This is a genomic window from uncultured Alsobacter sp., assembly GCF_945952055.1.
Taxonomy (GTDB): Bacteria; Pseudomonadota; Alphaproteobacteria; order Rhizobiales; family Beijerinckiaceae; genus Alsobacter.
On the sequence record NZ_CAMFHB010000046.1, the window covers coordinates 40,739 to 51,948 of the forward strand.

An 11,210-nucleotide genomic window follows, 5' to 3' on the forward strand; every position below is an offset into this window, starting at 1 on the left:
TTCGCTCAGTAGGCCTGCTTCTGGAAGAACAGCACGGCGACGGTCCGCACCAGGATCTTGACGTCGAGCGCCAGGCTCCACGACGCGATGTATTTGAGGTCGAGCTTCACGCGGGCGTCGATCTTGTCCGGGGTGTCGGCTTCGCCACGGAACCCGTTCACCTGCGCCAGCCCCGTGATGCCCGGCAGGATGTTGTGCCGCTGGGCATAGTTCTCGACCATCTTGATCCAGGCTTCGTTGTGGGCGATTGCGTGGGGGCGCGGTCCGACGAGGGACATCTCGCCCCGGATCACGTTCAGGAGCTGCGGAAGTTCGTCGATGCTGGACTTGCGCAGGAAGGAGCCGACCCGCGTCACCCGGGGGTCGCCGCGAACCGCCTGCTTGATCTGGGCACCGTCCTCGGCGACGCGCATCGAGCGGAACTTGAAGATCCGGAATTCGGTGTTGTTGAAGCCATGGCGGCGCTGGCGGAACAGCACGGGGCCGCGGCTGTCGAGCTTGATCGCGATCGCCGTGAGCAGGAGCAGCGGCGACAGCATGATCAGCGCGGCGGACGCGATGGAGACGTCGAGCGCCCGCTTCATCAGGAGCTCGCTCGGGCCCAGCGCGGCGCGCTTGAGCTCGAACACCGGCAGCGGTCCAAGCTGGGCCGGCCGCGAGATGTACTCGACGCTCTGCAGGTCGGGCAGCAGCATGACGGGGAGGGCCTGCTTGCGCAGCTCCACGATGGCCTGCTCGATCACGTCGGAGTGGGTCCACGGCACGGCGACCAGGATCTGGTCGATGCGGCCGGCGTGGCTCAGCGCGATCACGTCGCGCAGGCGGCCCAGGTCCGGCGTGGAGCCGAGGGCCACATAGGACGCCACGTGAACCGAGGGCTCGTCGGACAGGCGGTGCCGGACGGCTTCCTCCGTCTCATCGGCGATGCCGATGATGGCCAGGCGCATGGGCGGAACATGGTTGGCCGCCAACGTTTGCCGCACCGCCCGAGCGATCAGGAAGCGGCTCGACACAAGGCCAGCGAGACCGATGGGCGTCAGCACCAGGATCACGCCGCGAGAGTAGTAGGCGCCGGACTTAAAGAGGAAGGCAACCGCCAGGAACACGCCCAGAGCGACGAACCACTTCATCGCGATCTTCGGCGCGGAAAGGATCGCCAGGGTCTTGAGCCGGTAAACGTCGCCACCCAGGGAGAAGGTGACGAAGAGGGCGGAGAGGACCAAGGCGCTCTCACGCTGTCGGGAAATGTCGACGTTCACGCCGGTGAGTTGTGAGTACACCAATGTCGCGGCGGTACTTGCTGCCACAATGATGCCGATATCGGCCACAATCGCGACACACGCGAACAGGAATGCAATTGCTTCGGCGCGGGGAATTAACCTTCCGAAGTGCTCCGCCTTTAACCGGCTGCCTTCCAAGTTGTCGTACAGCGCCATTGTTCTCGCCCACGCATCTTATGCTGGACGGAGTGTTAAAGGACGCAACCAATGGTTGTCAATTTGCGGTAATTGTTTGCTAACCAGCTTGCCGGTCGTGTGCCAAAAGGGCGTGCAAAAACAGCAACTTAGGCGACATTAATTTAAGGGCTACCACTTTAGGGCGCTTGAAGGGTTTTGGTAACGGAACCTTCTGCGTCGATACAATTATTAGTTGAATTTGCGCAGAGGTCAGTCTTGTCTTGATTGTGCTTTATTAATTCTGGTTAACCAGTGAACATCGATTTGAGCAGCGACTGTATAAAATCGTAACGCGCAGCGTGACAATGATTCGCGTGTTAAAGATCGATCTAATTCTTAATTATCGCACGTGCGAGATGCATGGCCGCGCCATCGCAACAGCCTAATTCCCGCCTCAAAGCAGTCAAATTAGCGCGGAGCGCGGAGGAAAGTGCTCATCCATCCGGCCGCGAGGTAGGACGCCTGAAGCGCACCTAGAAACGTCGCGACGTCCAGCGGTGAGAACGGTCTCTCGAACGGCGCGATCAAGATCATGCCCGCCGCAAAACTGGAGACCACGAAAAGTCCGATGACACTCAACGTGACAGAACTCAAGGCGCCGAGCAAAATTGGTAAAAAGAGAATGTAACCCTGCATTCCGGCGTGGCTCTCTGCTTTCTTCTTGTCGCGCACTACGACGGTAGACGCGCAATCGTTAATGGCTCATGCGACTCGATGCCAACCCAGCGGCCGAGTCGCAGTTGGTCATCGTTTGACGGTTAATGTGGTCAAAGGGTGTCCCGCCGTCCGCGAGCATACACCCCGCCCGGGAGCACCCGAACTGGACAGACGAACCGGCCTGCGGCAGTGAGAGGCCCTGGCGAGGCCGGGACGCCGAAATCCGTCCCGGCCCCAAGGATGGGACGGTGTGGTGACCTTATCCTCGGTTTTCGAATGGCTCGAGCGAAGCCACCTGCGGGCGGCGGCGCTGCTGTTCGTCCTGGCGCTCGCCTTGTTCCTGCCGGGGCTGAAGGGACTTCCCCCGATGGACCGGGACGAGCCGCGGTTCGCGCAGGCGACCCGCCAGATGCTCGAGACGCGCGACTTCGTGGACATCCGATTCCAGACGGAGGCCCGGCACAAGAAGCCGGTCGGCATCTACTGGATGCAGGCCGCGGTCGTGGACGCCGCCGAGCGCGCCGGCATCGAGGGCGCGCGCGGGCTCATCTGGCTCTACCGGCTGCCGTCGCTCCTGGGCGCGATTCTGGTGGTGCTGCTCACCTATGCCGTCGGCGTGGGCCTGAGCACCCGCCGGGCCGCCTTCATGGCGGCAATCCTGATGGCCGCGGTCATCCTGCTGGGGGTCGAAGCGCGGCTGGCCAAGACCGATGCCGTGCTCAGCGCCACCGTCGTCGCCTGCATGGGGGGCCTGGCGCGGGTGTGGATGACCCGCGAGGATCCCCGCGCGCGGCTGCCCTGGCCCTGGTTCCTGGGGTTCTGGGTGGCGATGGGCGTCTCGGTCCTCGTGAAGGGGCCAATCGCACCGGCCATCGTCGGGCTGACGGCCGCCACGCTGTGCGTTGCCGACCGGTCGGCGGCGTGGCTGCGGCGGCTTCGGCCGCTCTGGGGCCTCCTCATCGTTCTCGTGATGGTGGCCCCCTGGATGGTCGCCATCACCATCAAGACGGGCGGCACCTTCTTCGAGGAGGCCGTGGGCCAGGACATGCTCGGCAAGGTCGCGGCCGGCCAGGAGTCCCACGGAGCCCCGCCCGGCACCTATCTCGCCGCATTCCTCGGCACCGCCTGGCCGCTGGCGCCTTGGGTGCTGCTCGCCATTCCGTTCGGCTGGCGGCAGCGCTGGTCGGACCCGGTGCTGTTCTGCCTCGCCTGGGCGATCCCCATGTGGATCGTGTTCGAGGCCGTGCCGACCAAGCTGCCCCACTACGTCCTGCCGCTCTATCCCGCGCTCGCCATCCTCGCCGCGCTCGCGGCCGAGGCCCGGGCTCTCGCCGTGGCCGGGATGGTCCCCCGCCTCGTGATGGGGCTGCTTCCGGCGCTCGTCGTGGCGCTGGGCGTGGCGGCCACCGCCGGCGCCGTCCGGCTGGACGGGGTCGTCCCGTGGGCGGGCCTCGCGCTGTTCGCACTCGCCAGCGTGGCGGCCGTGCTGGCCTGGCGCTCCTATTTCCGCTCCTTCTTCGGCACCTCCGCCATCCAGGCGGTCGCGGCGTCGGTCCTCGTCGCCTTCGGAGCCTATTGGGCCACGGTGCCCCTCCTGCGCGCCGTGGCGATCAGCCCGCGGCTGGCCGAGGCGGCGAGGGCGGCCGAGTGCGCGCCGACCGGCCTGGCCACGGTGGGGTATCGCGAGCCGAGCCTCGTGTTCCTCACGCGGACGGATCTGGAGATGACGGACGGGCCGGGCGCTGCCGGCTATCTGCGCCAAGGAGCCTGCCGCGTCGCCTTCGTCGAAAAGCGCCAGGAGGAGGCCTTCCTCAAGGCGGCGGGCGAGGCCGGGCTCCAGCCCAAACTCCTGTCGCGCGTGACCGGTCTCAACCTGAACGGCGGCCGGGCTCTCGACATCGGGGTCTATCTCGGTCCATGACGGCGCCATGAGCGAGACCCTGACCACACCCGTCGTGTCCGTCGTCGTGCCCGTGCGCAACGAGGCCGGCAACATCGCGCCGCTCGTCGCCGAGATCCAGGCGGCTTGCGCCCCGAACGGACCGTTCGAAGTCGTCTACGTGGACGACGGGTCGAGTGACGCCACGCCGGCCGTGCTGGCCGACCTGCGCGCCGCCCGCCCGTGGCTGCGGCAGGTCCGGCATGCGCGCTCGTGCGGGCAAAGCGCTGCCGTTCGCTCCGGGGTCCGCGCCGCGCGCGGCAGCATCGTCGTCACGATCGACGGCGACGGACAGAACGATCCCGCCTACATCCCGCGCCTCGTCGAGGCGCTCGTCGCCGGCGGCCCGGGAACCGGGCTCGCGGCCGGCCAGCGGCTGGGGCGCAAGGACACCGGCTTCAAGAAGCTGCAGTCGCGCATCGCCAACAAGGTCCGCAGCTTCGTCCTGAAGGACGGCACGCGCGACACCGGCTGCGGGCTCAAGGCGATCCGGCGCGACGTCTACCTGGCATTGCCCTATTTCGACGCTCTGCATCGGTTCATGCCGGCGCTGGTCCGCCGGGAAGGCTACGCCGTCGCGCTCGTCGATGTCGTGGACCGGCCGCGCCTGACCGGCGTGTCGAATTACGGCTTCTTTGACCGGCTGTGGGTCGGCATCCTCGATCTCGCCGGCGTCTGGTGGTTGATCCGCCGGCGCCGCAGCGTGCCCGAGGCGACGGAGATCACCTGATGCTTCTGGCCTACTACCACGGCCTCGCCGACTATCTCTACGACGTGTTCGTGGCGCGGTTCGACTTCTGGCTCGCCTTCGGCATCGTGGCCCAGCTGCTCTTCACGGCACGCTTCATCGTGCAGTGGATCGCCAGCGAGCGCGCCGGGCGCAGCGTCATGCCCATGGCGTTCTGGATGTTCTCCATCAGCGGCGGCATGATGACGCTGATCTACGGTCTTGTCCGGCGCGAGCCCATCATCATCATGGGGCAGGCGCTGGCGGTGGGGATCTACGTGCGCAACGTGATGCTCGTCCTCAAGGAACGCGGCAAGAGGACCTGAGGCCATGGCCATCGGCCCAGACCTGCAGGCCGTCCTGTCCGAAGCCACCCGTCTCCTGTCGCGCGCCGTCGCCGACCGGCGCAGCCCCATGCACACGCCCACCATCGCCACGGTGGCCGCCGATGGGCGGCCGCGCCTGCGCACCGTGGTGCTGCGCGGCTTCGACACGGCGCGCCGCGAGCTGCGCTTCCACACCGATGCCCGCTCCCCGAAAGTGGCGGAGATGACGGCCGAACCGCGGATCGGAATCCACGTCTACGACCCCGGCGCCAAGGTGCAGATCCGGGTCGACGCGACGGTGAGCCTGCACGCCGACGGAGGCATCGCCGACAACGCCTGGCTGACCTCCCAGCCGATGAGCCGGGTCTGCTACGCGACCCGGCCGGCGCCCGGTAGCCCGATCGGGGAGGGCGGTTCGTTCTCGCTCCCGGCGAACCCGCAGGAGGTGGAGACCGGCCGGGCGAACTTCGTCGCGGTCATCGCGCGGATCGACGCGCTGGAATGGCTCCACCTCGCCCAGACCGGGCACCGCCGCGCCTGCTTCAGCTGGACCGGCGACGACTGCGAAGGCACCTGGCTGGCGCCCTAACGGCCCAGGCCTTCACTTGGCCCGGGCGAGCCTGGCGAAGCCTTCGGCGAGGTCGGCCTTCAGGTCGTCGAGATCCTCGAGCCCCACCTGGATTCGCAGCCCCTGGCCGCCGGGGTTCCACGTCGTCGCCGTGCGGTACTCCGAGCAGTCGAACGGGATGATCAGGCTTTCGTAGCCGCCCCACGAGTACCCCATGCCGAACAGCTTCAGGTCGTCGAGCATGGCGGCGAGCTGGTCGCGCGTGACCGGGTGGATGATGATCGAGAAAAGGCCCGAGGAGCCGCGGAAGTCCCGCTTCCAGATGTCGTGCCCGGGAGCGCCCGGCAGTCCGGGATGCAGCACCTCCTTCACCTCGGGCCGGCCGCGCAGCCATTCGGCGAGATCGAGCGCCTGCCGCTCGTGTTCCTTGAGGCGCAGCGCCATCGTCCGCATGCCGCGCAGCGCCAGGAACACGTCCTCCGGGCCGGGGCAGATCGCCATGGCGTCGTAGGTGTCGCGCAGGGCCTTCCAATGCGCGGCATTGGCGGACACGAGGCCCAGCAGCAGGTCCGAGCTGCCGGACAGGTACTTCGTGCCAGCCTCGATCGCCAGGTCGACGCCCATGGCGTGGGGCGGGAAGAAGAGGGGGGTCGCCCAGGTGTTGTCCATGAGCACGGTGGCGCCGCGCCGGTGCGCCACCTCGGCGATGGCCGGGATGTCCTGCATCTCGAAGGACTGGGAACCGGGAGCCTCGGTGAACACGGCGGCCGTGTTGGGCCGCATCAGGTCCTCGATCCGCGCGCCGACGCCGGGATCGTAGTAGGTGGTCTCCACCCCGAAGCGCTTCAGCATGCCGTCGCAGAACAGCCGCGTCGGGCGATAGACGCTGTCGGTGACGAGCAGGTGGTCTCCCGACTTGAGGCAGGAGAGCAGGGCGATGGTCACCGCCGCCAGGCCGGACCCCACCACGACCGTGCCGGCCGCGTCGCACAGCTGCGTCCAGGCCGCTTCGAGCGAGTCGGTCGTGGGCGTGCCCCGCGTCCCATAGGTGTAGCGCGAGCGCCTGTTCGTGATGGCGTCCAGCGACGGGTAGATCACCGTCGATCCCCGGTAGATCGGGGTGTTGACGAACCCGTGCTGTTCGGCAGGGTCGCGCCCGGCGTGGACGAGGCGTGTGCGGGTGCCGAAACGGGCGACGTCTTCGGGCGTGATCTTGGACATGCGACGGTTCCGTGAAGGAGGAGACCACCCCCTTATCGGTGGCGCCCGGCCAGGGGGTCAACCCCGGCCGGGCGACCCGGCGACCGGGCTTGACCGTCTCCCCAAAGTTCCATCAGATGGGACCATGCGGCGCTTTCCGGCCCCGACGGCGGCCAAGCGCGCAACATCCGATCCCCGGCAAGCGGGGACACAATCTAGAGTGGGAGCCACTACGTCATGAAGACCCTGATCACCGCGGCGCTCGGCGCCGCCCTCGCGCTGTCGGCGACGACCGCGTTCGCCCAGCAGAAGCAATCGACGCTCGACGCCGTGAAGCAGAAGGGTTTCCTGCAGTGCGGGTCGAACCCCGGCCTCGCCGGCTTCGGTCTTCCCGATGCCCAGGGCAACTGGACCGGCCTCGACGTCGACCTGTGCCGCTCGATCGCCGTCGCCATCTTCAATGACCCGACCAAGGTGAAGTTCGTCCCGCTGTCGGCCAAGGATCGCTTCACGGCGCTGCAGTCCGGCGAAGTGGACGTGCTGATCCGCAACGGCACCTGGACGATGTCGCGCGAGACCTCGCTCGGCCTCGAGTTCACGGGCGTGAACTACTACGACGGCCAGGGCTTCATGGTCCGCAAGAGCCTGAAGGTCGCCTCGGCCCTCGAGCTGGGCGGCGCGTCGGTGTGCGTCCAGCAGGGCACCACGACCGAGCTCAACCTCGCCGACTACTTCCGCGCCAACAAGCTCGAGCTGAAGCCGGTCGTGTTCGCCACGTCCGACGACACGTTCAAGGCCTATGACGCCGGCCGTTGCGACGCCTTCACGACGGACGCCTCGGGCCTCTACTCGGAGCGCCTGCGCGCCTCCAAGCCGGACGACCACATCGTCCTCCCCGAGATCATTTCGAAGGAGCCGCTCGGGCCGGCGGTCCGCAAGGGCGACGACCAGTGGCTGGATCTCGTGAAGTGGGTGCACTTCGCCCAGGTCACCGCCGAGGAGCTCGGCGTGACGAAGGCCAACGTCGACCAGATGCGCAAGTCCGAGAACCCGGACGTGAAGCGCCTGCTGGGCACCGAGGGCAAGTTCGGCGAGTCGATGGGCCTGAGCAACGACTGGGCCTATAACATCGTCAAGCACATGGGTAACTACGGCGAAAGCTTCGAGCGCAACGTCGGCGCCGGCTCCCCGCTCAAGATCGCCCGCGGCCTGAACGCGCTGTGGACGAAGGGCGGCCTCCAATACGCTCCGCCGATCCGCTGATCGGCCTGAAGACGACGGGGTGCGGCCGAACCGCACCCCGCATTCGCGGCATCTAAGCTGGCACCAGAATTGCCTGCCGCGAGACAGAGGGTGGGGTAAGTCATGAGCCAGGCACACGGCGGGGCGGCAGGTCCGCCGAAGGTTTCGCCGATCAACGATCCGCGCGTCCGTAGTTTCGTCTTCCAGGCCGTTCTGGTCCTGGTCGTCGTCTTCCTCTTCGTCGAGGCGTTCCTGAACGCCCGCGAGAACCTGCAGCGCCAGAAGATCGCTTCCGGCCTCGGCTTCTGGGACAACATTGCCGGCTTCGGCATCAGCCAGACCTTCATCGCCTATTCGGAGGCCACGAGCACCTATGGCCAGGCCTTCTGGGTCGGCCTGATCAACACGCTCGTCGTCGCCGCCATCGGCATCGTGCTGGCGACCATGCTCGGCTTCACCATGGGTGTGGCGCGGCTCTCCAAGAACGTTCTCGTGGCCGGCGTCGCCCGCTGGTACGTGGAGATCGTCCGCAACCTGCCACTGCTGCTGCAATTGCTGTTCTGGTACAACGCGGTGCTCAAGGCGCTGCCCGCGGTGCGCGACAGCGTCCAGCTGCCCTTCTCGACCTTCCTCAACCAGCGCGGCCTGTTCATGCCGAGCCCCGTGCCGCAGGCGGGGTTCACGGCGGTCTGGGTCTCCTTCCTCGTGGGGCTGGCGGGGTCCTTCGCGTACTCGTCCTGGGCCCGCAAGCGCCAGGCGGCGACCGGCCAGCAGGCTCCCGTGGGGCTCGTCACGCTCGGCCTGGTCATCGGCCTGCCGGTCCTCGTCTTCCTCGCCATGGGCCTGCCGCTGCAGTTCGACGCGCCGAAAGCCGGGCGCTTCAACATCACCGGCGGCATGGTGGTGCAGCCGGAGTTCCTGGCCCTCCTGTTCGGGCTGGTGATCTACACCGGCGCCTTCATCACCGAGGTGGTGCGCGCCGGGATCATGGCCGTGTCGCGCGGCCAGACCGAGGCGGCCTTCGCGCTGGGGCTGAAGCCGAACCTGACGACCAAGCTGATCATCATTCCGCAGGCCCTGCGGGTGATCATCCCGCCGCTGACGAGCCAGTACCTCAACCTGACGAAGAACTCCTCGCTGGCGGTGTTCGTGGGCTACCCCGACCTTGCCAACGTGTTCACGGGCACGGTGCTCAACCAGACCGGCCAGGCGATCGAGGTCGTGGGCATCACCATGCTCGTCTATCTCTCCATCAGCCTGGGAACGTCGATGCTGATGAACTGGTACAATCGCCGCAAGGCGCTGGTGGAGCGGTGAGGGACACGCCATGACCGCGACAACCGACTTCGGCGGATCCCCGATTCCGCGTGGCGACCAGCCGGTCCGCTTCGTCCGGGCCGACACCGTCGCCGCGTCTCCGCCCCCGTCCTCGGAGGTGGGGCCGATCGCCTGGATCCGGCATCACCTGTTCACCGGGCCGCTCAACATCTTCCTGACGGTGGTGATCGCGGCGCTGGCGCTGTGGCTGCTGCCGGGGCTGATCCGGTTCCTCTTCATCGACGCCGTGTGGTCGGGCAAGGACCGCGAGGCCTGCATCATCACCGAGGCCAGGCCCGTCGTCGGCGCCTGCTGGGCCTTCGTGGCCGAGCGGGCCGGTTACTTCACCTACGGGTCCTATCCCATCCCGCAGCGCTGGCGCGTCGACACGTTCTTCGTGCTGCTCGGCCTGGGCGTGGTGTGGCTGCTGAGCATGCGCTTGCCGCGCAAGGATCTGGCGGCGCTCTACTTCTTCGTCGGCCTGCCGATCATCAGCTACGTGCTGCTGGTGGGCGTCCCGGCGCTGGGCCTGCCCTATGTCGAGACGACGCTGTGGGGCGGCATCCTCGTCAGCATCGTCTGCTCGGCCGTCGGCATGGTCGTGTCGCTGCCGCTGGGCATCCTGCTGGCGCTGGGGCGACGCTCCAGCATGCCCGCGGCGCGCCTGTTCAGCGTCACCTTCATCGAGTTCGTCCGCGGCGTGCCGCTGATCACGGTGCTGTTCATGGCCAGCGTCATGCTGCCCTTGTTCGTGCCGTCCTACCTGCAGCCGGACAAGCTCCTGCGCGCCCTGATCGGCATCGCGCTGTTCGCCTCCGCCTACATGGCCGAGGTGGTGCGCGCCGGCCTGCAGGCGCTGCCGAAGGGACAGTACGAAGGCGCCATGGCGCTGGGCCTGCCCTACGGCCTGATGATGCGGCTGGTCGTCCTGCCGCAGGCGCTGAAGATCACCATCCCCAACATCGTCAACACCTTCATCGGCCTGTTCAAGGACACGACGCTGGTGGTGGTGGTCGGCATCTTCGACTTCCTGAAGGCGATCGAGGCCGCCCGCATCGACCCGCGCTGGGCCGCTCCGACCGTGAGCACGACCGGATACGTCTACGCCGCCATCTTCTACTTCATCTGCTGCTACCTCATGTCCCGGTACGCCCGTGACGTCGAGGCACGCCTGGCCAAAGCCGACAAACGCTGAGGGGAAACGACATGAGCGCCGCACCCGCGGGACTGAAGCCTGCGAAGCTCAACAACGAGATGGCGATCGAGATCGTCAGCATGAACAAGTGGTACGGCGAGTTCCACGTCCTGCGCGACGTGAACCTCACCGTGCGCCGTGGCGAGCGTCTCGTCGTGTGCGGACCATCGGGCTCCGGCAAGTCGACCATGATCCGGTGCATCAACCGGCTCGAGGAGCACCAGAAGGGCAAGATCGTCGTCGACGGCATCGAGCTCACCAACGACCTCAAGCGGATCGACGAGATCCGCCGCGAGGTCGGCATGGTGTTCCAGCACTTCAACCTGTTCCCGCACCTCACCATCCTCGAGAACTGCACGCTCGCCCCGATCTGGGTGAAGAAGATGCCGAAGAAGGACGCCGAGGAGGTGGCCATGCATTACCTTCGCCGCGTCAAGATCCCGGAGCAGGCGAACAAGTACCCGGGCCAGCTCTCGGGTGGGCAGCAGCAGCGCGTGGCCATCGCCCGCTCGCTGTGCATGAGCCCCAAGATCATGCTGTTCGACGAGCCGACCTCGGCGCTCGACCCGGAAATGGTCAAGG

11 protein-coding genes are annotated in these 11,210 nt (G+C 67.1%); 8 read left to right on the forward strand and 3 right to left on the reverse strand.

Annotated elements, in window-relative coordinates:
• Positions 1-5: 5 nt before the first annotated feature.
• Together Q0Q47_RS25050 and Q0Q47_RS25055 are read right to left on the reverse strand one after the other, a co-directional pair.
• Entirely contained in the window at positions 6-1,436 is a 1,431-nt protein-coding gene (locus Q0Q47_RS25050) for an undecaprenyl-phosphate glucose phosphotransferase (protein WP_293866582.1), read from the reverse strand.
• 429 nt (positions 1,437-1,865) lie between these two features.
• Positions 1,866-2,129 carry a hypothetical protein gene (locus tag Q0Q47_RS25055; RefSeq protein WP_293866585.1) on the reverse strand — a complete coding sequence of 88 codons (264 nt, stop codon included), beginning with the start codon at positions 2,127-2,129 and terminating at the stop codon, positions 1,866-1,868.
• 238 nt (positions 2,130-2,367) lie between these two features.
• Here Q0Q47_RS25055 and Q0Q47_RS25060 point away from each other — a divergent pair, with 238 nt between their 5' ends.
• From Q0Q47_RS25060 to Q0Q47_RS25075, 4 genes are read left to right on the forward strand one after another with little or no spacing between them, the layout of a single operon-like run.
• The gene (locus Q0Q47_RS25060) at positions 2,368-4,035 is read left to right on the forward strand and encodes a glycosyltransferase family 39 protein (protein WP_293866588.1); all 1,668 of its coding nucleotides are present in this window, start codon (positions 2,368-2,370) and stop codon (positions 4,033-4,035) included.
• A 7-nt stretch (positions 4,036-4,042) separates the two neighbouring features.
• Positions 4,043-4,783, forward strand: a complete 741-nt coding sequence (locus Q0Q47_RS25065) for a glycosyltransferase family 2 protein (RefSeq protein ID WP_293866591.1) — start codon at positions 4,043-4,045, stop codon at positions 4,781-4,783.
• Positions 4,783-5,106 (forward strand): lipid-A-disaccharide synthase N-terminal domain-containing protein, encoded by a 324-nt coding sequence (locus Q0Q47_RS25070; RefSeq protein ID WP_293866594.1) that lies wholly within the window; start codon positions 4,783-4,785, stop codon positions 5,104-5,106. The genes Q0Q47_RS25065 and Q0Q47_RS25070 overlap by 1 nt, the downstream gene beginning before the upstream one ends.
• A gap of 4 nt (positions 5,107-5,110) precedes the next feature.
• Entirely contained in the window at positions 5,111-5,695 is a 585-nt protein-coding gene (locus Q0Q47_RS25075) for a pyridoxamine 5'-phosphate oxidase family protein (RefSeq protein ID WP_293866597.1), read from the forward strand.
• Between the two features lie 12 nt (positions 5,696-5,707).
• Here Q0Q47_RS25075 and metC read toward each other — a convergent pair whose 3' ends face one another.
• Positions 5,708-6,895, reverse strand: a complete 1,188-nt coding sequence (gene metC, locus Q0Q47_RS25080) for a cystathionine beta-lyase (protein WP_293866600.1) — start codon at positions 6,893-6,895, stop codon at positions 5,708-5,710.
• A gap of 216 nt (positions 6,896-7,111) precedes the next feature.
• On the opposite strand from metC, the gene Q0Q47_RS25085 reads away from it, so the two are divergent.
• From Q0Q47_RS25085 to Q0Q47_RS25100, 4 genes are all read left to right on the forward strand, one after another.
• Positions 7,112-8,137: an amino acid ABC transporter substrate-binding protein gene (locus tag Q0Q47_RS25085; protein WP_293866603.1), complete on the forward strand. Its 1,026-nt coding sequence runs from the start codon at positions 7,112-7,114 to the stop codon at positions 8,135-8,137.
• 102 nt (positions 8,138-8,239) lie between these two features.
• Positions 8,240-9,433 (forward strand): amino acid ABC transporter permease, encoded by a 1,194-nt coding sequence (locus Q0Q47_RS25090; protein ID WP_293866606.1) that lies wholly within the window; start codon positions 8,240-8,242, stop codon positions 9,431-9,433.
• A gap of 10 nt (positions 9,434-9,443) precedes the next feature.
• Positions 9,444-10,628 carry an amino acid ABC transporter permease gene (locus Q0Q47_RS25095; RefSeq protein WP_293866609.1) on the forward strand — a complete coding sequence of 395 codons (1,185 nt, stop codon included), beginning with the start codon at positions 9,444-9,446 and terminating at the stop codon, positions 10,626-10,628.
• A gap of 11 nt (positions 10,629-10,639) precedes the next feature.
• Positions 10,640-11,210 (forward strand): amino acid ABC transporter ATP-binding protein (locus Q0Q47_RS25100; protein WP_293866612.1); only part of this gene is annotated, 571 nt, incomplete at its 3' end.

What these genes read in the sequence shown, in the direction of transcription:
- Q0Q47_RS25090 (WP_293866606.1), top strand. Translation starts at nt 8,240, where the DNA reads ATGAGCCAGGCACACGGCGGGGCGGCAGGTCCGCCGAAGGTTTCGCCG.
- Q0Q47_RS25070 (WP_293866594.1), top strand. Translation starts at nt 4,783, where the DNA reads ATGCTTCTGGCCTACTACCACGGCCTCGCCGACTATCTCTACGACGTG.
- Q0Q47_RS25075 (WP_293866597.1), top strand. Translation starts at nt 5,111, where the DNA reads ATGGCCATCGGCCCAGACCTGCAGGCCGTCCTGTCCGAAGCCACCCGT.
- Q0Q47_RS25065 (WP_293866591.1), top strand. Translation starts at nt 4,043, where the DNA reads ATGAGCGAGACCCTGACCACACCCGTCGTGTCCGTCGTCGTGCCCGTG.
- metC (WP_293866600.1), bottom strand. Translation starts at nt 6,895, where the DNA reads ATGTCCAAGATCACGCCCGAAGACGTCGCCCGTTTCGGCACCCGCACA.
- Q0Q47_RS25095 (WP_293866609.1), top strand. Translation starts at nt 9,444, where the DNA reads ATGACCGCGACAACCGACTTCGGCGGATCCCCGATTCCGCGTGGCGAC.
- Q0Q47_RS25050 (WP_293866582.1), bottom strand. Translation starts at nt 1,436, where the DNA reads ATGGCGCTGTACGACAACTTGGAAGGCAGCCGGTTAAAGGCGGAGCAC.
- Q0Q47_RS25085 (WP_293866603.1), top strand. Translation starts at nt 7,112, where the DNA reads ATGAAGACCCTGATCACCGCGGCGCTCGGCGCCGCCCTCGCGCTGTCG.